Origin of the sequence: Bradyrhizobium sp. R2.2-H, assembly GCF_004346455.1 — a bacterium.
In the GTDB taxonomy this organism is placed as follows: domain Bacteria; phylum Pseudomonadota; class Alphaproteobacteria; order Rhizobiales; family Xanthobacteraceae; genus Bradyrhizobium; species Bradyrhizobium diversitatis.
Window position 1 is genome coordinate 248,855 of record NZ_SMBR01000001.1, and the last position, 18,042, is coordinate 266,896.

The window sequence follows — 18,042 nt, forward strand, 5'->3', positions numbered from 1 at the left end:
GCCAATTTCCATCTCGCGGTTTGCCGGCGGCTGTAGTACTTTTGTCGCAAGCGCACCTGGTTAACGCACGAGAAGGGTAGGCTGATGAGGCGTGCGGGGCTGTTTGGTGTACCGCGGGTACGGCCATGGTCGTGGCAGGCGTTCCTGCTCGGGCTGATCGTCGTCGCAATGTCGGCCGTGGTTCAGGGCATCTGCGTCGCACTCGGCGCAAAGCTCTATTTCGCGGCGTTCCTGCCCAGCCTGTTCGTGCTGGGAATCGTCACGGGGGCGCCGGCGGCGGGATTCGCCGCGCTGCTCACCATTCCGGTGGTATGGTGGGGCTTCATGCCGCCGCTCTTTCGATTCAGCCCGCTGACCAGCGACTATGCGGATTCCATCAACCTGTTCTTCCTGCTCGCCGTGCTGCTGATCGGCCTTGCCGATCTCTGCCGCGAGACGATGAGGATCGTCAGCCGCGGCGGGCTGAACGGCTCAGGCGGGAGCGCGGCAACGAATTTGCAATAAATTCGCCGTGCAGGACCGTGCGCGTTGCGGACGCGCAACAGTCCGGCAACCATCCGCGAACTTGCCGCGCGCCGCTAACTTTTCGAAAAAGATTTGGCCGCAGTTTCTCCCGCGGGATTGACGAGGGAGTTTTCGGACATGAACGGTCACGCCATCTTGGAGAACGTGCGCCGCTACCGCGGCATCGCATCGCTCTATCGCCAGACCGCAGCATTCCGCCCGGGCCAGAGCTGGTCGCTGCTGGAGCAGGCGAGGGAGTGGGAAGCGCGGGCGCTGTCGGAGCTGGAGGCTTATTTCGCGGCACGCACGGACTGCACCGCCCCGCTCGCGGCCTGATCGCCGGCCATCGGCGCGGCCGGCAACCGGCTCGCCGAAGGTGCGATCGCCCACGGGACAATTACGGAGTTGTCTCCGCATCCTTGTGTGCTAGCAACGGGCCGATCGAGATCTCCTTCACGTCGGCCGGGGCAAGCGATGACCACCTTCAACCGCATCTTCACGACGCAGCGTCTGCTCCAGATCATCCTGGTGCTGGCGGCGACCGTCGCCATGAAGCTGATGAGCTGAGCGCCGGCCTTCTATCGCCCGCCGAGTTCGGGCACGTCGGGCAGATAGTTCGATCCTTCCGAGCCCAGAAAATCGAACATCGCCTGCGCCGGCGGCAGCAGCACCTTGTCGCTGCGGCGGATCACGTACCATTGCCGGACGATCGGCAGGCCCGCGACGTCGAGCACGACGAGCCGGCCTTCCGTGAGCTCATGCGCCACGGTGTGGGCCGAGATGAAGGCGATGCCGAGCCCGGCGATGACCGCCTGCTTGATGGTCTCGTTGCTGCTCATCTCCATGCCGATGACCGGCTCGAGATCCGACTTCTGGAACAGGCCCTCCATCAGCGTCCGCGTGCCCGAGCCGGGCTCGCGGGTGAGGAAGGTCTCGTGCACGAGGTCGGTGAGGTTGAGGCCGGAATCCTTCTCCAGCCAGTGGCCCTTTCGCGCGACGATGATGTGCGGATTGCGCCCGAGCTGGCGGACGTCGACGGTGACGTCGGCCGGTGGCCGACCCATCACCGCGAAGTCGAGGTCGTAGCCGTGCATGGCCTCGCGGATCTCCTCGCGATTGCCGATGGTCAGCTTGATCTCGATCTTGGGGTAGCGCTTGGAGAACGCCGCGATCGCATGCGGCACGAAATATTTCGCGGTCGAGACCGCGCCGAGCTTCACCGTGCCGCCGGTCCGCCCCGCGAGCAGGTCGAGCGCGCCCTGGCAATCCGTGATGGCGGCCTCGACCCGCTCGGCCAGCGCCAGCACCTCCTTGCCCGCCTCCGTCAGCAACATGCCGTCGCCGGTCCGCTGCACCAGCGGCAGGCCGGCAAGATCCTGAAGCTGCCGGAGCTGCTGGGTCACGGCCGGCTGCGTCAGCCCGAGTTGGCTGGATGCCGCCGTCACGCTGCCCCTGGCCGAAAGCGCCGCAAGCGAGCGCAGCTGCCGGATCGTCAGATGCCGGAGCTGGGCCGCCGCATGGCTGGGACCATTATAAGAAAATTCTTTGAGGCTCATTATGAATAGAAATTTTCCTTATTAAGCCGCCCCTGTCAATCTCCTGATGCCGGGACTGATCGCACCGACCTCCAGCCAGGAGGAAACTGGATGCGGCGCCGACGGAGGGGATGGACGCAGATGACCGGGCAACTCAGGCTGGACGACCACCTTCAACGGTATTCGGAGACCGCACCCCACGCGCTGGCGGTGGCGGGCGCGGTGGATGCCATCGCGGCAGCGGCGATCGAGATCGCCGATCTCATCGCCTCCGGCGATCTCGCCGACGCCTCGGGCCTGACCACGGGCCGCAACAGCGATGGCGATCTCCAGCGCGATCTCGACGTGCAGGCGGACGCGATCCTGCGCCGTTGCCTCAGCCGGCTGCCGATCGCAGCGCTCGCCTCGGAAGAGATGCGCGAGGCCCAGATCGTTGATCGTCAGGGGCGCATCTGCATCGCGATCGATCCCCTCGACGGCTCCTCCAACATCGACATCAACATGACCGTCGGCACGATCTTCTCGATCCTGCCGGCGCCCGATGATCTCTCGCTCGCCTTCCATCAGCGCGGCTCGGCGCAACTCGCAGCCGGCTTCGTCACTTACGGTCCGCAGACCTCGCTGGTGCTGACGCTCGGCGACGGCGTCGACATCTTCACGCTCGACCGCAAATCCGGCTGCTTCCGCCTCGCGCGCAGCGTGGTGCAGATTCCGGAGGCCTGCGAGGAGTTCGCGATCAACGCGTCGAATCGACGGCACTGGGATCCGCCGGTGCGCGCCTTCGTCGACGAGTGCCTCGCCGGCGTCGACGGGCCTGCCAACCACGATTTCAACATGCGCTGGATCGGCTCGCTGGTCGCGGAAGCCTATCGCATCCTCACCCGCGGCGGCGTGTTCCTGTATCCCTCGGACGCGCGGCCCGGCTATGGCGACGGCCGCCTGCGCCTCACCTACGAGGCGCATCCGATGGCGATGATCATCGAGCAGGCCGGCGGCTCGGCCACGACCGGGCGCGAGCGCATCCTCGAACTGTCTGCGCAGAGCCTGCACCAGCGCGTCCCGCTGATCATGGGCTCGAGCAACGAGGTCCGGCGCGTCGAGGAACTGCATTGCGATCCGCTGCTGGTTGCCAGCGTCTCCGCGCCGCTGTTCGCGCGCCGCGGCTTCTTCCGGCTCTGAGCGAGGCGCGCCATGTCCAGGAAGCATCCGATCATCTCCATCACCGGCTCCTCCGGCGCCGGCACCACCTCGGTCAAGAAGACCTTCGAGCAGATCTTCTTCCGCGAGAAGGTCAACGCCGCCTACATCGAGGGCGACGCCTTCCATCGCTACGACCGCGCCGAGATGCGTGCGCAGATGGCCAAGGAAGCCGAGCGCGGCAACAAGCATTTCAGCCATTTCAGCCCCGAGACCAATTTGTTCGAGGAGCTGGAGCGCGCGTTCCGCGACTACGGCGAGACCGGCACGGCGGTGACGCGGCATTACGTCCACGATGCCGAGGAATCGGCGCTGCACGGCGCGGCACCCGGCACCTTCACCGACTGGAAACAGCTGCCGGAGAATTCGGACCTGCTGTTCTACGAAGGCCTGCACGGCGCCGTGGTCACGGACAAGGTGAATGTCGCGCGCTATGCCGATCTGAAGATCGGCGTCGTGCCTGTCATCAATCTCGAATGGATCCAGAAGCTGCACCGCGATCGCAGCGCGCGCGGCTATTCCACCGAGGCCGTTACCGACACCATCCTGCGGCGGATGCCGGACTACATCCACTACATCTGCCCGCAATTCACCGAGACCGACATCAATTTCCAGCGCGTGCCGACGGTGGACACCTCCAACCCGTTCATCGCGCGATGGATCCCGACGCCGGACGAATCGATGGTCGTGATCCGCTTCAAGAACCCGCGCGGCATCGACTTCCCCTACCTGCTCTCGATGCTGCCGCAAAGCTGGATGTCCCGCGCGAACTCGATCGTGTGTCCGGGCGCGAAGCTCGACCTTGCGATGCAGCTGATCCTGACGCCGCTGATCATGCAGCTGATCGAGCGCAAGCGAAACCTGAAGTGAACGAGGAGAGAATCCGATGAACATCTCCGTCCACGCCGAAGCCGACATCAATGCGGTCACGCACAACGATCTCGCCAATGCCGTCCGCTTCCTCGCGGTCGACGCCATCGAGACGTCGCAGTCCGGTCATCCCGGTTTGCCGATGGGCATGGCCGACGTCGCCACCGTGCTGTTTTCCCGTTTCCTGAAATTCGACTCGGCCCATCCCAACTGGCCGGATCGCGACCGCTTCGTGCTGTCGGCAGGGCACGGCTCGATGCTGCTCTATGCACTGCTGCACCTCACCGGTGGCGACCTCAGCCTCGACGACATCAAGGCCTTCCGGCAATGGGGCTCGAAGACGCCGGGCCATCCCGAATATGGCCACACGCGCGGCGTCGAGACCACGACGGGGCCGCTGGGGCAGGGCATCGCGACCGCCGTCGGCATGGCGCTCGCCGAGCGCATGGCCAATGCACGGCATGGCGACGGCCTTGTCGACCACTTCACCTATGTCGTCGCGGGCGACGGCTGCCTGATGGAAGGCATCAGCCAGGAGGCGATCTCGCTTGCCGGCCATCTCGGGCTCGGCCGCCTGATCGTGCTGTTCGACGACAACGGCATCTCGATCGACGGTCCGACCTCGCTGGCCACGTCCGACGATCAGCTCGCGCGCTTCGCCGCCTCCGGCTGGTCGGTGCGCCGCGTCGACGGGCATGACCCCGAAGCGGTGGCGCAGGCGATGGCGGAGGAGCGGGAGACCGCAAAGCCGTCGCTGATCGCCTGTCGCACCATCATCGGCTATGGCGCGCCTGATAGGCAGGGCACGGAGAAGGCGCATGGCGCGCCGCTCGGCACCGAGCAGACGGCGGCGGCGCGCCGGACTCTGGGTTGGGACTACCAGCCCTTCGTGGTGCCTGTCACGGTTCAGAAGGCGTGGCGGATGATCGGGCAACGCGGGCAGATCGACCGGCTCGCCTGGCTCGATCGCTATGAGCGTGCGACGCCGGAGCAGCGCGACCTGTTTGTTGAGGGCAAGGCCGTCGCTTTGCCCGCTGCCTATGCACTGGCCGCCGCGAAATTACGCGAGCGTTTCGCATCCGAGCGTCCGAAGCTCGCGACGCGGCAGGCCTCGCAACAGGTGCTCGACGGCATCGCCGGGACGATTCCCGGCCTGGTCGGCGGTTCGGCGGACCTGACACATTCGAACCTCACGCATGCCAAGGCGCAGGCTCCGGTCAAGCGAGGAGCGTTCGGCGGCGATTACATCCACTACGGCATTCGCGAGCACGGCATGGCCGCCGCGATGAACGGCCTCGCGTTGCATGGCGGCTTCATTCCCTATGGGGGCACGTTCCTGGCCTTCTCCGATTACAGCCGGCCCGCGATCCGCCTTGCCGCGCTGATGCGCGTGCGGGCCATCCATGTGATGACCCACGATTCCATCGGCCTCGGCGAGGACGGCCCGACGCATCAGCCGGTCGAGCATCTGGCGGCGCTGCGCGCGATACCGAACCTCCTGGTGTTCCGTCCCGCAGACGCGGTGGAGACGCTGGAGGCATGGGACTGCGCACTCAGCTCCGAGAACCGTCCATCCGTGCTGTGCCTGTCGCGGCAGGCGCTGCCGACCTTTCGCAGCGACGCGCGTGGCAGAAACCGTGTCTCACGCGGCGCCTATCTCGTCGTCTCGCCGGACGGCGGCCGCGACGTGACGCTGATCGCCACCGGCTCGGAAGTGGCGATAGCCCTGGACGCCGCTCGCCTGCTCGCGACCGAGCACATCCGCGCGGCCGTCATCTCCGCACCGTGCTTCGCCCTGTTCGAGGAGCAGCCGGACGATTACCGCGCCTCCGTGCTCGGCACCGCGCCGCGCGTCGGCATCGAGGCGGCGGTGCTGGGCGACTGGCCACGCTGGATCGGTGCCGACGGCGAGTTCGTCGGCATGCGGGGCTTCGGCGCCTCGGCGCCCGCGCCGGTGCTGTACCGCGAGTTCGGCATCACGCCGCAAAGCATTGCAGAAGCCGCCCGCCGGGCCATCGCCCGCAAGAGTCGATAAGGAGGACGTCCTGTGGCCCGTATTACGCTTCGCCAGCTGCTCGATCACGCCGCCAGCCACGGCTATGCCGTGCCGGCGTTCAACATGAACAACATGGAGCAGGGCATCGCGATCATGCAGGCGGCGGCTGAGGTCGACGCGCCCGTGATCATCCAGGCCTCGCGCGGCGCGCGCAGCTATGCCGGCGATCTCATGCTCTCGCACATGATCGACGCGCTGGAGCGGACCTATCCCGACATTCCGCTCTGCATGCACCAGGACCATGGCAATGACGAAGCAACCTGCGCGTCCGCCATCGCTCACGGCTTCACGTCCGTCATGATGGACGGCTCGCTTGAGGCCGATGCCAAGACGGCGGCCGATTACGACTACAACGTCGCGATCACCCGCCGGGTCGTAGACCTCGCGCATTGGGTCGGCGCTTCCGTCGAAGGCGAACTCGGCGTGCTCGGCTCGCTGGAACATGGCGGCGGCGAGCAGGAGGATGGCCACGGCGTCGAGGGCAGGATCAGCCACGATCAGCTCTTGACCGATCCCGACCAGGCCGTGGAGTTCGTTCGTGCCACCAAGGTCGATGCGCTCGCCATCGCGATGGGCACCTCTCATGGCGCCTACAAGTTCAGCCGCAAGCCTGATGGCGACATCCTGGCGATGCGCGTGGTCGAGGAGATCCATCGCCGGCTGCCGAACACCCATCTGGTCATGCACGGATCCTCCTCGGTGCCGCAGTCGCTCCAGGACATGTTTAACCAGTTCGGTGGCGAGATGCCGCAGACCTGGGGCGTGCCGGTGGACGAGATCGTCCGCGGCATCAAGAGCGGCGTGCGCAAGGTCAATATCGACACCGATTGTCGGCTGGCGATGACCGCCGTGTTCAGGAAAGTCGCCGCGCAAAGCCGGAGCGAGTTCGACCCGCGCAAATTCCTGAAGCCGGCGATGGACGCAATGCGCGAATTGTGCCGCGAGCGGTTCGAGCAGTTCGGTACCGCGGGCCACGCCAGCAAGATCAAGGTCATCCCGATGAGCGAGATGGCGCGGCGTTATCGCGCCGGCGAGCTCGACCCGTGCATCGACGCCCGCGAGCCCGTGGCGGCCTAGCCAATCAGAAAGAGCAGAGAAAAGAGCAGGAGAGAGACATGAACGCACATGCAGGCACGGTCCGCGGCAAAGAGCGCTATCGCTCCGGCGTGATGGAATACAAGCGCATGGGCTATTGGGAGCCCGATTACACGCCGAAGGACACCGACATCATCGCGCTGTTTCGCGTCACCCCGCAGGAGGGCGTCGATCCGATCGAGGCCTCCGCCGCGGTGGCCGGCGAATCCTCGACCGCGACTTGGACCGTGGTGTGGACCGATCGCCTCACCGCCGCGGAGAAATATCGCGCCAAGTGCTATCGCGTCGATCCGGTCCCGGGCTCGCCCGGCTCGTATTTCGCTTATATCGCCTATGACCTCGACCTGTTCGAGCCGGGCTCGATCGCAAACCTGTCGGCCTCGATCATTGGTAACGTGTTCGGCTTCAAGCCGCTCAAGGCGCTGCGCCTGGAAGACATGCGCTTCCCCGTCGCCTATGTGAAGACATTCCAGGGGCCGGCGACCGGCATCGTGGTCGAGCGCGAACGCCTCGACAAGTTCGGTCGGCCGCTGCTGGGCGCAACGGTGAAGCCGAAGCTCGGTCTATCCGGGCGCAACTATGGCCGCGTGGTCTATGAGGCGCTGAAGGGCGGGCTCGACTTCACCAAGGACGACGAGAACATCAACTCGCAGCCCTTCATGCACTGGCGCGACCGCTTCCTCTACTGCATGGAGGCGGTGAACCGCGCGCAGGCCGCCTCCGGCGAAGTGAAGGGCACGTACTTGAACATCACCGCGGGCACGATGGAGGACATGTACGAGCGCGCCGAGTTCGCGAAGGAACTCGGGTCGTGCATCGTCATGATCGACCTCGTGATCGGCTACACCGCGATCCAGTCGATGGCGAAGTGGGCGCGCCGCAACGACATGATCCTGCATCTGCACCGCGCCGGTCACTCGACCTATACGCGGCAGAAGAGCCATGGCGTGTCGTTCCGCGTCATCGCCAAATGGATGCGCCTTGCCGGTGTCGACCACATCCATGCCGGCACGGTGGTCGGCAAGCTCGAGGGCGATCCCAACACCACGCGCGGCTACTACGATGTCTGCCGCGAGGACTTCAACCCGACCAAGCTCGAGCACGGCCTGTTCTTCGACCAGTCCTGGGCGAGCCTCAACAAGATGATGCCGGTCGCCTCCGGTGGTATCCACGCCGGCCAGATGCATCAGCTGCTCGACCTCCTGGGCGAAGACGTCGTGCTGCAATTCGGCGGCGGCACCATCGGCCATCCCATGGGCATTGCCGCCGGCGCGATCGCCAACCGCGTGGCGCTGGAAGCCATGATCCTCGCTCGCAATGAGGGCCGCGACTACGTCCACGAGGGCCCGGAGATCCTGGCCAGGGCCGCCGAGACCTGCACGCCGCTGAAGGCGGCGCTCGAAGTCTGGAAGGACGTGACGTTCAATTATCAATCGACCGACACGCCGGACTTCGTGCCGACCGCGCTCGAAACCGTTTGAGGAGATTTGACATGAAGCTGACTCAAGGCTGCTTCTCGTTCCTGCCCGATCTCACCGACGATCAGATCACCAAGCAGGTGCAATATTGTCTGACCAAGGGTTGGGCGGTGAATATCGAGTTCACCGACGATCCGCATCCCCGCAACACCTATTGGGAGATGTGGGGGCTGCCGATGTTCGACCTTCAGGATGCCGCCGGCGTGATGATGGAGCTCGTCGAATGCCGCAGGGTGTACGGCGACCGCTACATCCGCATCAGCGGCTTCGATTCCAGCCATGGCTGGGAATCGGTGCGGATCTCCTTCCTCGTCAACCGGCCGCCGAAGGAAGCCGAGTTCGAGCTGGTGCGGCAGGAAGTCGGCGGCCGCGCGATCCGTTACACCACGATGCGCAGGCCGGCCGCCCACGCCGCTCAATAGCCATTCTCCTCCGCGCGGAGCTCTCCCTGCTCCGCATCCTTGGCGGACCACTGCTTCGCCGCTCCCGGCGGCGAAGCTCTTTTCTTCGAGGTGCCGATGCTCGATGTTCCCTATGCAATGACGACCGAACGGAACGAGACTCGTTTCGATCTCCGCAAGGAGGCCGAAGCGGCCGGGATCACCGATACGCTGCAACAGCTCGACCAGGAGCTGATCGGGCTCAAGCCAGTGAAGGACCGCGTGCGCCAGATCGCCTCGCTGCTGCTGGTCGAACGTATCCGGCAGCGGGCGGGACTGGCCTCCGCGCCGCCGACGCTGCACATGTCGTTCACGGGAAATCCCGGCACGGGCAAGACGACCGTGGCGCTACGCATGGCCAGGATCCTGCACGGCCTCGGCTTCGTGCGGCGCGGTCAGGTGATTTCCGTGACGCGCGACGACCTCGTCGGCCAGTATATCGGCCACACCGCGCCGAAGACCAAGGAGATCCTGAAGAAGGCGATGGGCGGCGTGTTGTTCATCGACGAGGCCTATTACCTGCATCGTCCCGACAACGAGCGCGACTATGGCCAGGAATCGATCGAGATCCTGCTCCAGGTGATGGAGAACCAGCGCGAAGACCTCGTCGTGATCCTCGCCGGCTATGGCGAGCGCATGACGAGCTTCTTCGCCTCCAACCCCGGCTTCCGCTCGCGCATCGCGCACCACATCGAATTTCCCGACTATGCCGAAGCCGAGTTGCTCGTGATCGCCGAGCTGATGCTGAAGGAGCGCGGCTATCGCTTCTCGGCGGCCGCGCGCGAGGCTTTCGAGAAGTATATCGAATTTCGCCGGACCCAGCCGTTTTTCTCCAACGCCCGTTCGATCCGCAACGCCGTCGACCGCATCCGCCTGCGGCAGGCCGATCGCCTGGTGTCCGATCTCGACCGCATGCTCGATGTCGCCGACCTCGAGACCATTGATCCCGCGGACGTCCTTGCGAGCCGCGTCTTCAGCGGCGGTGCTGACGTGCGGAGTGCAAAGCCATGAGCGGAGACATCCTCATCGCCCCCTCGATCCTGGCCGCGGATTTCGCCCGTCTCGGCGAGGAGGTCGCGGCGATCGATGCGGCCGGGGCCGACTGGATCCATTGCGACGTCATGGATGGGCATTTCGTGCCGAACATCAGTTTCGGTGCTGACGTCATCAAGGCGATCCGGCCTTTGACGAACAAGGTTTTCGACGTGCATTTGATGATCGCGCCGACCGATGCCTATCTCGAGGCGTTTGCAAGGGCCGGAGCGGACATCATCACGGTGCACGCCGAAGCGGGTGCGCATCTCGACCGTTCGCTCCAGGCCATCCGCTCGCTCGGCAGGAAAGCTGGCGTCAGCCTTTGTCCGTCGACGCCGGAGGCGGCGATCGAGTATGTGCTCGACCGTATCGATCTCGTGCTGGTGATGACGGTCAATCCGGGCTTTGGCGGCCAGTCCTTCATCGCATCGCAGATCGACAAGATCAGGCGGATCAGGACCATGATCGGCGAGCGGCCGATCCGGCTCGAGGTCGATGGCGGCGTCATGCGCGACAATGCCGCTGCCGTGGCCGCAGCGGGCGCCGATACGCTGGTCGCGGGTTCTGCCGTGTTTCGCGGCAGGGGCGCCGCCGAATATGCCGCCAATATCGCGGCCATTCGCGCCGCCGCCGAGGCCGGCCAAGTTCCGCACCTGCAAAACGGTTCTGCGCAGCGGACGCGCGCAAGCGATGGAGGCCGTAGCCGGTAGACTAGAGAAGGCCGAGCGTTCCTTGGCGCAATTTGGAACTTTGACCCGCGTACGCATTTCCCAAGAAGGAGCCGAGATCAAGCGAGGGTGGGCGCAGCAAATCTTTTGCACAATCGCCATCGGCCTGACGTAAATTAAGGCAATAACCTCGGCAGATGCGAGGGAGGGTCTCATGGAGAACGTACGTCGCTACCGGGCGCTGGCGTCCCTCTGTCGTCAGCAGGCGGCCTACCGGCCGCTCCAGACCTGGGAACTCCTCGGCCAGGCCGAACATTTCGAACACCTCGCCGAAGTCGAACTCAAGGCGCATTTCGACGCGTGTAATGTGCAACGCGACGGAGACAACACTGCTGCGCCCCCGCCATGGCAGGCTCCCGTCGCGGCGTAATGGCGCCAAGCCGGCTCGACTCAATGCGACATCAGCGTCGGCACTGTCATGGCTTCCAGCATGGCGCGGGTGACGCCCCCGAGAACGCGCTCCTGCAATCGCGAATGGCCGTAGCCGCCCATCACCAGGAGATCGAGGCTCTCGTCGGCCGCCAGCGACAGGATGGTCGGCTGAATGTCGGCGCGCGCCGCCGACAGGCTGACCGTGCGGGTCGGCAGTCCGCGCCGGCCGAGATGTTTTGCCAGACTGCTCGCTGAAGTCTCGCCGGAGGCGGCGTCGGCCTCGTTGATGGTGATGATCACGATCTCTGCGGCGCGCGCCAGGAACGTCGCTGCGTCACGCACGGCGCGGGCAGCGAGGCGGCTGCCGTCCCAGCAGATGCCGATCCGGTTCGCCTTGAAGGCTCCACGGAAGGTGTAGGGCAGGAACAGCACCGGGCCGCCCGCCTGAAACAGGATCTCGCCTGGCACGTCGTTGTCAAACGCGCCTTGCGCCGGATCCGGCTGGAGCACGATGCTGAGGTCGTGCAGTCGCGCCATCTCGCCGAGCGAAACGGCTGCATCCGCCGGGATCGCGCCGAGCGCGTGGCAGGCGTAGGAGATGCCGGCGTTCGCGGCTTCGCTCCTGAACACCGCGAGCGCGGCCTCGGCCCGCTCCACGGCCCGCTCGCGCTCCAGTTCGAACACGGCCGCCACCGCCGCGCCGCCCTCCATCACGTAAGCCGCACTGGTTGCGACATAGCCGACCGCGACCGCGTCGAGATGGGCGTTGAGGTGCGCCGCGAGCGAGATCGAGCCCTCGATCGCGGACCGCATGGGACGTTCGGTGGGAATGTGGACGAGAATGTCTTTGTACATGGCGCGCCTCCGGTGGGCCTCAGGAGCGCAGTTTTTCACTGCGCGAAGCGCCCGTGTTGAGCTGCATCAAATGGGCGGCGACGATCTGCCTGCCGCGCCCGCTCTGCCATTCTTTGCCGAGATTTAATCGGATGGACGGGACGCCGTAAGGTGGCAGCGACCATGTTGAGGGCAAGGCGACACCAGCTCAACATGGATATTTCGACATGAACGATCGCGTCAATTCCGACACCACCACGTCCCGCAAGATCTTGAGGCCGCGCCGGCTGGCGCTGCTCGGCACCGTGGCCGCGCTGGGTGTGGCCGCCCTGTCAATGGCGCCAGGCTCTGCGCCGTTCGGTACGAACTCCTTCATTGCGCCGGCTCAGGCTGCGGAAGCCGCCGCGACGCCGCCGGGCTTCGGCGATCTGGTCAGCAAGGTCAAACCCGCGGTGATCTCGGTGCGGGTGAAGATCGACCAGGACAGCGACAAGACCGCGATGCTGCAGCAGAACCGGATGGATTCGGACGAGGATACGCCGTTCGACCAGTTCTCGCGACAGTTCGGCTTCCGCTTCCCGGGCGGCATGAACGGCATGCCGCGCCAGCGCCATCAGGTGATCACGGGCGAAGGGTCCGGCTTCTTCATTTCCCCCGACGGCTATGCCGTGACCAACAACCACGTCGTCGACCACGCCGAGTCCGTCCAGGTGACGATGGATGACGGCACGACCTACACTGCGAAAGTGGTCGGCACCGATCCGAAGACCGATCTCGCGCTGATCAAGGTCGATGGCAAGAAGGACTTTCCGTTCGTCAAATTCTCCGACCAGAAGCCGCGCATCGGCGACTGGGTGGTCGCGGTCGGCAATCCCTTCGGTCTTGGCGGCACTGTGACCGCGGGTATCGTCTCGGCCAGCGGCCGTGATATCGGCAATGGCCCCTATGACGATTTCATCCAGATCGATGCGCCCATCAACAAGGGCAATTCCGGCGGGCCGGCCTTCGACATGAACGGCAACGTGATCGGCGTGAACACTGCGATCTTCTCGCCCTCGGGCGGCTCGGTCGGCATCGGCTTCGACATTCCCGCCTCGACCGCCAAGCTCGTCGTCGCGCAATTGAAGGACAAGGGCGTGGTCACCCGAGGCTGGCTCGGCGTGCAGGTGCAGCCCGTGACATCGGATATTGCCGACAGTCTCGGCCTCAAGGAGGCGCGCGGGGCGATCGTCGACAATCCGCAGGATGGCAGCCCGGCGGCGAAGGCCGGCATCGAGGCGGGGGACGTCATCACCGCCGTCAACGGCACCACGATCAAGGACTCCCGCGACCTCGCGCGCACCATCGCCACCTTGGCGCCGGGCACGTCCGTGAAGCTCGATGTCTTCCGCAAGGGCGACAGCAAAACGGTGACCCTCGCGCTCGGCGAACTGCCGAACGAGCGGCAAGCCAAAGGAAATGGCAATGCCGACGAAGGCAGAGGGCAGCCGAATGCCGGCACGCCGCGCCTCGGCCTCAGCCTGGCGCCGGCGGGTGACGTCCAGGGCGCGGGCCAGAAGGGTGTCGTCGTCACCGAGGTCGATCCGCAAGGGCCGGCGGCACAACGCGGCATTCAGACCGGCGACGTCATCCTCAATGTCGGCGGCAAGGCGGTCGCCAATGTCGGCGACGTCCGTTCGGAGCTGGCGCAGGCCAAATCGTCGGGCAAGCGCAGCGTGCTGTTGCAGGTTAGAAGCGCGGAGGCGACGAGATTCGTCGCAGTTCCGCTCGCGTAGAGTGGCGCGCACCGAGCGACGCAGATCAAAAAGGCGGCCCTCGGGCCGCCTTTCCTGTTCAGCCTCGAAATTCCCGTTGGGTTATTGATAACATTCTCGTTAACCACAGGAATGGTGACGCAGTTCGTCCGAAAAAGCCGTGTTCGTTCATCACAGTTCCAACATCGGTGCGGCAAGGAGGCCGCAAAGGTGGGTTGCAGGTGGAACTTCGAGCCTGCCGCCGCTTTGTGGAACTTGCTGGCGGTTCGCATTTTGATCGGTGCCGACATGGTTCGATTGAAGCTCTCGCGGAGGAGCGCGCTGCTCGTAGCGTCGTTGGTGCTCTGGGGCGGAAACGCGCTCGGGCGTGACGACGGCCGCTATGCGAACTCCCCCCTGAAACCATGGTTCGACAGTCTGCGCAGCCAGCTCGGCCCGTGCTGCTCGGATGCGGATGGATTTGCCGTCGCCGATCCCGACTGGGAGTCGCACAACGGGCGTTACCGCGTGCGTCTCGACGGGCAGTGGATAGATGTGCCGGACGAAGCCGTCATCACCGAGCCGAACCGGGCAGGCCGCACCATGGTGTGGCCGGTGAAGACTGCGTTCGGGATTTCGATCCGCTGCTTCATGCCGGGCAGCATGACCTGAGACGGGTCAGCGTCAGCGCTTGCTGGATTTGCGCTTCGACGACTTCTTTGACGACTTGCTTGACTTAGACGATTTTCTCGACGTCTTCTTGGCACTGTTCCGCTTCGATGCCTTCTTCGGAACCTTCTTGCCCTTCTTGCGCGCCTTCGACAGTCCGATCGCGATTGCCTGCTTGCGGCTCTTCACGCGGCCGCCGCGTCCCCCGCGCCCACTCTTCGCGGTACCCTTTTTGTAGCGCCGCATCTCGCTTTCGACATCGCTGCCGGAGCTGCGTGAGTAGCGACGTTTCTTTGCCTTGCGTGCCATGCATGCTCTCCCTTGGCGAGGAGAACCATTCGGCTCAGCCATGGTTCCGGCAGCGCATACACAACGTGCAGACGCGCGCGCAGCCAGTCTAGGCAGCCAGTCTAGAAGGAGTTCGCAAGCTCGATCTCCGCCTCCAGCGCCTGGATGCGCCGTGCGGCCTCACCGAAGGACAGGTCCCGTGCAAATTGGGCGGGTTGATAGGCCTCTTCGCTCAGCCGCTTCAGCCTGAGACCCTGCGTCCGCGTCATCTGCTCGCCGAGAAAAACCCTGGCGTCGTATTTACCTTGAGCCTGCATCAGCATTCTCCCCTTCTGAAATCGTGACTTGACTATATGTTCTTATTTTGTTCTAACAAGCCATGGACAACAGAATTAATGAAATCAGACGTAAAATCAGAGTCTTGAGGCTCGAAATGGCCGACGTCGAGGCGTCGGTGCGCAATCTCGTCGAGCGCGGCTGCGACTGCACGGAAAGGGCCCTGGCGCAGATGGATCTGCGCCGGAGAATCAACCTTCTGATCGGCGAATGGAAGGCAGCTGGCGGCAGCGACGTTCTGCCTGACGTCCGCTTTCGTCCCGCGAAGACGGGCAATCCAGTGCGCGCGAGCGGGCCTCGCTGAAATCGGGGAGCGCGCGGTGGAGGGACCCGGACGCGTATCGGATTTGAAACTGCTCCCAAGTCCCAAGAGAAGGGCCCCGCAACAGGCGGGGCCCTCGATGGATTCCAGGGAGTGGCCTATTTGGTGTTGGTCATGCCGCCTTTGTTCGTCATGGTGCCGCCCTGATCGGAGCCAGGGCCGGAGCCGCCTTGGCCGGAAGGATCAGCGCCCTTGGACGACTTGGTGTTGGCGCCGGTGGTCTGTGACGATGACATCGAGGATCCATGCTTGGCCTTGTGTGACTTGGCCTGCACGGCGAACGGCGCGGCGGCAAGGCCGGTTGCCAACATTACGGCGAGAGCGAGCTTGGTCGTCTTCATGCGGGAAACTCCCTGAGTTAATTTGACGCAGGCAGCCAACCGCTCTTCGCCGCAGGAGTTCCCGACAAAGCATCTCCCACGGGTCACGCGCGCTTCAAGATTGCTTGTCCTCGTCAATGATGAAGACGACGCCGGTGAGCGTCGCACCGATCGCGAACGTTGTCACCAAAGTGAGAGTGAAGACCAGAGTGGCCTGGCTTCCGCCGTTGTTGAGCAGGTTGGCCACGGCTGGATTGGACAGGACGAGCGTGAGGCTGAAGGTGAGGCCGAGGGCCGCGCCCATCATTGCATGCGTCATCAGCTTGATAAGTCCGCTGGCAGAGGTCAGCTCAGACGACTTCTTCGTGCGCATGGGAGTGCATCCCGAATTGGCATGCAAACACCCGCGCGGTTGTCTGGTTCCATTCGGTTGAAATAATTGTCATCGCCCGCTTCATCCGACGTTCATGCCGGGCTTGCAAGGATGAGCGCCATCAAAACGGGAACATGGATATGGGTAAGGTCGTCTTTCTTTACCGCTCGCTGGCCTATCGCAACGCGGCTGCAGACATCCTGCGCAAGGCCCGCAGGCTGCCGCGCGGAGCAGAGCGAAGCGCGGCGCGTCGCTACGCCAGGGCCCTGCGCGATCTCGCGCGAACGGAAGCCTGGCTGGAAGGGCGGGTCCCACGCGAACCGCAGATGGCCCAGCGCATGACGAGCGCGGCCTCCGGTTAGCCGGACGCGCGCTGCAACTCTGCGGAGCCGCCGGTGTCGAACTTGCCGGGTCCGGCGGTGGCCGTCCTGCGCTTCAGCGGCACCTCCAGGCGGCACAGCAGGCCTTCGGCGCGCCAATCGAACTGCGCCTGTCCGCCAAGCTGGGACTCGACGCTCGCAAGCAGGCTTCGCGTTCCGAAGCCGCGAGATTTCGGTGTCATGACCAGCGGACCGCCGGATTCCTCCCAGCTCAGCGTGAGCAGCTCGTCCTCGACCCGCCAATCGATCGCGAGCCGCCCCGATCGAGTCGAGAGCGCGCCATACTTGGCCGAGTTGGTGAAGAGCTCGTGCAGCGCGAGCGCCAGCGTCTGGGCCATCGCCGGCAGCAACTGAACTTCGGGACCGGCCAATCTGATCTGGTCGCCGAGCGAATAGGGTGCAAGCTCCTCGTCGATCAGCCGGGAGAGCTCGGCGCCCTCCCAGCTCGACAGCGACAGGATGGTGTGCACGCGCGCCAGTGCATTGATGCGTCCCTCGACGGCGTTGACATAGTCCTTGACCTCGTCCGCCCGGGTGAGGCGTACGATCGATTGCGCCAGCGCCAGCGCGTTCTTGGCGCGATGATCGACTTCCCGCGCCAGGAGATTCTGCCGTTCCTCGGCGCGCTTGCGCTCGGTGATATCGACGGTGACGCCGCTGACGCGCACCACGCGCCCGCGCTCGTCCACCGTCGCCGCCGCCGTGCCGACGCACCAGCGCACCTCGCCGTCGGGCCGCACGATGCGGAACTCAGTTTCATAGGCGCGCGTGCCCTTGTTGAATTCGGTGATCGCCTTGCGCAACTGATCGACGTCATCGGGATGCAGCAGCGCTTGGACGTTGGCCGGATTGACTTCGAAGCTCTCGGGGCCGACGCCGAAGATGCGGTATTGCCCCTCGTCCCACATCCAATCGCCGCTGATCCAGTCCCAGTCCCAGGATCCCATCTTGCCGGCAGCGATCGCCATGCTGCGCCGCTGCTCGCTCTCGCGCAGCTTCGCGGTGGAGCTCTCCAGTTCCGCAGTGCGTGCGCGGACGCGGTCCTCGAGTTCGTGGTTCAGCCGTTCGAGCTCGCGCGTCTTGCGGTAGAGCTCGGCAAATACCCTGATCTTGGCGCGCAGCACTTCCGGAACGACCGGCACTGGCACGTAGTCGACCGCGCCCATCTCGTAGCCGCGCAACCGGTCGATGTCGCTGACCTGGATGGCCGAGATGAAGATCATGGCGGTCTTCTGGAAACGCGGATGCTCGCGGATCATCGCGGCGAGCTCGAAGCCGTCGAGTTCGGGCATGCAGACGTCGACCAGGATCACCGCGATCTCGGTCTTGAGCAGCACCTCCAGCGCCTCGCGTCCCGAGGAGGCGATCACGAGGTTCTCGCCGAGATCCTTCAGGATCACCTCATAGGCGAGCAGCTTGGCCGGCTGATCGTCGACGAGCAGGATGTTGACCTTTTCCTGGTCCATACGCGGGCCCA

Annotated in this window: 22 protein-coding genes; 15 read left to right on the forward strand and 7 right to left on the reverse strand. The window is 64.9% G+C overall.

The window, feature by feature from the left end:
* Nucleotides 1–84: 84 nt before the first annotated feature.
* A complete protein-coding gene (locus EDE08_RS01155) occupies nt 85–504 on the forward strand; it encodes a DUF4118 domain-containing protein (RefSeq protein WP_131866381.1) in 420 nt (139 codons plus the stop codon).
* Between the two features lie 138 nt (nt 505–642).
* Complete coding sequence (locus EDE08_RS01160; protein WP_131866383.1) at nt 643–840, forward strand: hypothetical protein; 198 nt, start codon at nt 643–645, stop codon at nt 838–840.
* Nucleotides 841–1,082: 242 nt separating this feature from the next.
* Here the strand turns inward: EDE08_RS01160 and EDE08_RS01165 are convergent, their stop codons facing one another.
* Nucleotides 1,083–2,060 (reverse strand): LysR family transcriptional regulator, encoded by a 978-nt coding sequence (locus EDE08_RS01165; protein ID WP_131866385.1) that lies wholly within the window; start codon nt 2,058–2,060, stop codon nt 1,083–1,085.
* Between the two features lie 120 nt (nt 2,061–2,180).
* Here EDE08_RS01165 and EDE08_RS01170 point away from each other — a divergent pair, with 120 nt between their 5' ends.
* The 9 genes from EDE08_RS01170 to EDE08_RS01210 all read left to right on the forward strand — a co-directional run bounded on the left by EDE08_RS01170 (nt 2,181) and on the right by EDE08_RS01210 (nt 11,308).
* Nucleotides 2,181–3,218 carry a class 1 fructose-bisphosphatase gene (locus EDE08_RS01170; protein ID WP_131866387.1) on the forward strand — a complete coding sequence of 346 codons (1,038 nt, stop codon included), beginning with the start codon at nt 2,181–2,183 and terminating at the stop codon, nt 3,216–3,218.
* Between the two features lie 12 nt (nt 3,219–3,230).
* Nucleotides 3,231–4,106 (forward strand): phosphoribulokinase, encoded by an 876-nt coding sequence (locus EDE08_RS01175; protein WP_061878441.1) that lies wholly within the window; start codon nt 3,231–3,233, stop codon nt 4,104–4,106.
* Between the two features lie 16 nt (nt 4,107–4,122).
* Complete coding sequence (gene tkt, locus EDE08_RS01180; protein WP_131866389.1) at nt 4,123–6,141, forward strand: transketolase; 2,019 nt, start codon at nt 4,123–4,125, stop codon at nt 6,139–6,141.
* Between the two features lie 12 nt (nt 6,142–6,153).
* The gene (gene fba, locus EDE08_RS01185) at nt 6,154–7,239 is read left to right on the forward strand and encodes a class II fructose-bisphosphate aldolase (RefSeq protein WP_131866391.1); all 1,086 of its coding nucleotides are present in this window, start codon (nt 6,154–6,156) and stop codon (nt 7,237–7,239) included.
* A 38-nt stretch (nt 7,240–7,277) separates the two neighbouring features.
* Nucleotides 7,278–8,738, forward strand: coding sequence for a form I ribulose bisphosphate carboxylase large subunit (locus EDE08_RS01190; RefSeq protein WP_131866393.1), 1,461 nt, complete (start codon nt 7,278–7,280; stop codon nt 8,736–8,738).
* A gap of 11 nt (nt 8,739–8,749) precedes the next feature.
* On the forward strand, nt 8,750–9,157 hold the full coding sequence (locus EDE08_RS01195) for a ribulose bisphosphate carboxylase small subunit (protein ID WP_131866395.1): 408 nt from the start codon (nt 8,750–8,752) through the stop codon (nt 9,155–9,157).
* 96 nt (nt 9,158–9,253) lie between these two features.
* A complete protein-coding gene (gene cbbX, locus EDE08_RS01200; protein ID WP_165935699.1) occupies nt 9,254–10,186 on the forward strand; it encodes a CbbX protein in 933 nt (310 codons plus the stop codon).
* Nucleotides 10,183–10,920, forward strand: a complete 738-nt coding sequence (rpe, locus tag EDE08_RS01205; RefSeq protein ID WP_131866397.1) for a ribulose-phosphate 3-epimerase — start codon at nt 10,183–10,185, stop codon at nt 10,918–10,920. Before cbbX ends, rpe begins: the two co-directional genes overlap by 4 nt.
* 172 nt (nt 10,921–11,092) lie before the next feature.
* Complete coding sequence (locus EDE08_RS01210; RefSeq protein WP_131866399.1) at nt 11,093–11,308, forward strand: hypothetical protein; 216 nt, start codon at nt 11,093–11,095, stop codon at nt 11,306–11,308.
* A 20-nt stretch (nt 11,309–11,328) separates the two neighbouring features.
* Here EDE08_RS01210 and EDE08_RS01215 read toward each other — a convergent pair whose 3' ends face one another.
* Nucleotides 11,329–12,165 carry a universal stress protein gene (locus tag EDE08_RS01215; RefSeq protein ID WP_131866401.1) on the reverse strand — a complete coding sequence of 279 codons (837 nt, stop codon included), beginning with the start codon at nt 12,163–12,165 and terminating at the stop codon, nt 11,329–11,331.
* A gap of 206 nt (nt 12,166–12,371) precedes the next feature.
* Between EDE08_RS01215 and EDE08_RS01220 the strand changes: the two genes are divergently transcribed.
* Together EDE08_RS01220 and EDE08_RS01225 are read left to right on the forward strand one after the other, a co-directional pair.
* Nucleotides 12,372–13,919 carry a Do family serine endopeptidase gene (locus EDE08_RS01220; RefSeq protein WP_131866403.1) on the forward strand — a complete coding sequence of 516 codons (1,548 nt, stop codon included), beginning with the start codon at nt 12,372–12,374 and terminating at the stop codon, nt 13,917–13,919.
* Nucleotides 13,920–14,186: 267 nt separating this feature from the next.
* On the forward strand, nt 14,187–14,549 hold the full coding sequence (locus tag EDE08_RS01225) for a hypothetical protein (protein ID WP_131867398.1): 363 nt from the start codon (nt 14,187–14,189) through the stop codon (nt 14,547–14,549).
* Between the two features lie 12 nt (nt 14,550–14,561).
* On the opposite strand, the gene EDE08_RS01230 is transcribed toward EDE08_RS01225, so the two are convergent.
* Both EDE08_RS01230 and EDE08_RS01235 read right to left on the reverse strand, forming a co-directional pair.
* Complete coding sequence (locus EDE08_RS01230) at nt 14,562–14,855, reverse strand: DUF6496 domain-containing protein (RefSeq protein WP_061878432.1); 294 nt, start codon at nt 14,853–14,855, stop codon at nt 14,562–14,564.
* A gap of 101 nt (nt 14,856–14,956) precedes the next feature.
* The gene (locus EDE08_RS01235; RefSeq protein ID WP_131866405.1) at nt 14,957–15,151 is read right to left on the reverse strand and encodes a DUF3072 domain-containing protein; all 195 of its coding nucleotides are present in this window, start codon (nt 15,149–15,151) and stop codon (nt 14,957–14,959) included.
* Nucleotides 15,152–15,267: 116 nt separating this feature from the next.
* Here EDE08_RS01235 and EDE08_RS01240 point away from each other — a divergent pair, with 116 nt between their 5' ends.
* Nucleotides 15,268–15,474: a hypothetical protein gene (locus tag EDE08_RS01240; protein ID WP_131866407.1), complete on the forward strand. Its 207-nt coding sequence runs from the start codon at nt 15,268–15,270 to the stop codon at nt 15,472–15,474.
* A 116-nt stretch (nt 15,475–15,590) separates the two neighbouring features.
* Here EDE08_RS01240 and EDE08_RS01245 read toward each other — a convergent pair whose 3' ends face one another.
* Both EDE08_RS01245 and EDE08_RS01250 read right to left on the reverse strand, forming a co-directional pair.
* Nucleotides 15,591–15,833 (reverse strand): hypothetical protein, encoded by a 243-nt coding sequence (locus tag EDE08_RS01245; RefSeq protein WP_028176958.1) that lies wholly within the window; start codon nt 15,831–15,833, stop codon nt 15,591–15,593.
* A 94-nt stretch (nt 15,834–15,927) separates the two neighbouring features.
* Nucleotides 15,928–16,185 carry a hypothetical protein gene (locus EDE08_RS01250; RefSeq protein WP_131866409.1) on the reverse strand — a complete coding sequence of 86 codons (258 nt, stop codon included), beginning with the start codon at nt 16,183–16,185 and terminating at the stop codon, nt 15,928–15,930.
* Nucleotides 16,186–16,325: 140 nt separating this feature from the next.
* On the opposite strand from EDE08_RS01250, the gene EDE08_RS01255 reads away from it, so the two are divergent.
* Nucleotides 16,326–16,547 (forward strand): hypothetical protein, encoded by a 222-nt coding sequence (locus EDE08_RS01255; protein WP_131866411.1) that lies wholly within the window; start codon nt 16,326–16,328, stop codon nt 16,545–16,547.
* Here EDE08_RS01255 and EDE08_RS01260 read toward each other — a convergent pair.
* Entirely contained in the window at nt 16,544–18,031 is a 1,488-nt protein-coding gene (locus EDE08_RS01260) for an HWE histidine kinase domain-containing protein (protein WP_131866413.1), read from the reverse strand. The genes EDE08_RS01255 and EDE08_RS01260 overlap by 4 nt on opposite strands.
* Nucleotides 18,032–18,042 lie beyond the last annotated feature (11 nt).

Bases quoted from the DNA above. Each gene is read 5' to 3' on its own strand.
- EDE08_RS01230 (WP_061878432.1), bottom strand. From the start codon at position 14,855: ATGGCACGCAAGGCAAAGAAACGTCGCTACTCACGCAGCTCCGGCAGC.
- EDE08_RS01225 (WP_131867398.1), top strand. From the start codon at position 14,187: ATGGTTCGATTGAAGCTCTCGCGGAGGAGCGCGCTGCTCGTAGCGTCG.
- rpe (WP_131866397.1), top strand. From the start codon at position 10,183: ATGAGCGGAGACATCCTCATCGCCCCCTCGATCCTGGCCGCGGATTTC.
- EDE08_RS01155 (WP_131866381.1), top strand. From the start codon at position 85: ATGAGGCGTGCGGGGCTGTTTGGTGTACCGCGGGTACGGCCATGGTCG.
- EDE08_RS01165 (WP_131866385.1), bottom strand. From the start codon at position 2,060: ATGAGCCTCAAAGAATTTTCTTATAATGGTCCCAGCCATGCGGCGGCC.
- EDE08_RS01235 (WP_131866405.1), bottom strand. From the start codon at position 15,151: ATGCAGGCTCAAGGTAAATACGACGCCAGGGTTTTTCTCGGCGAGCAG.
- EDE08_RS01190 (WP_131866393.1), top strand. From the start codon at position 7,278: ATGAACGCACATGCAGGCACGGTCCGCGGCAAAGAGCGCTATCGCTCC.
- EDE08_RS01195 (WP_131866395.1), top strand. From the start codon at position 8,750: ATGAAGCTGACTCAAGGCTGCTTCTCGTTCCTGCCCGATCTCACCGAC.
- EDE08_RS01215 (WP_131866401.1), bottom strand. From the start codon at position 12,165: ATGTACAAAGACATTCTCGTCCACATTCCCACCGAACGTCCCATGCGG.
- EDE08_RS01245 (WP_028176958.1), bottom strand. From the start codon at position 15,833: ATGAAGACGACCAAGCTCGCTCTCGCCGTAATGTTGGCAACCGGCCTT.
- cbbX (WP_165935699.1), top strand. From the start codon at position 9,254: ATGCTCGATGTTCCCTATGCAATGACGACCGAACGGAACGAGACTCGT.
- EDE08_RS01250 (WP_131866409.1), bottom strand. From the start codon at position 16,185: ATGCGCACGAAGAAGTCGTCTGAGCTGACCTCTGCCAGCGGACTTATC.
- EDE08_RS01255 (WP_131866411.1), top strand. From the start codon at position 16,326: ATGGGTAAGGTCGTCTTTCTTTACCGCTCGCTGGCCTATCGCAACGCG.
- tkt (WP_131866389.1), top strand. From the start codon at position 4,123: ATGAACATCTCCGTCCACGCCGAAGCCGACATCAATGCGGTCACGCAC.
- EDE08_RS01170 (WP_131866387.1), top strand. From the start codon at position 2,181: ATGACCGGGCAACTCAGGCTGGACGACCACCTTCAACGGTATTCGGAG.
- EDE08_RS01240 (WP_131866407.1), top strand. From the start codon at position 15,268: ATGGCCGACGTCGAGGCGTCGGTGCGCAATCTCGTCGAGCGCGGCTGC.
- EDE08_RS01260 (WP_131866413.1), bottom strand. From the start codon at position 18,031: ATGGACCAGGAAAAGGTCAACATCCTGCTCGTCGACGATCAGCCGGCC.
- EDE08_RS01160 (WP_131866383.1), top strand. From the start codon at position 643: ATGAACGGTCACGCCATCTTGGAGAACGTGCGCCGCTACCGCGGCATC.
- EDE08_RS01210 (WP_131866399.1), top strand. From the start codon at position 11,093: ATGGAGAACGTACGTCGCTACCGGGCGCTGGCGTCCCTCTGTCGTCAG.
- EDE08_RS01175 (WP_061878441.1), top strand. From the start codon at position 3,231: ATGTCCAGGAAGCATCCGATCATCTCCATCACCGGCTCCTCCGGCGCC.
- EDE08_RS01220 (WP_131866403.1), top strand. From the start codon at position 12,372: ATGAACGATCGCGTCAATTCCGACACCACCACGTCCCGCAAGATCTTG.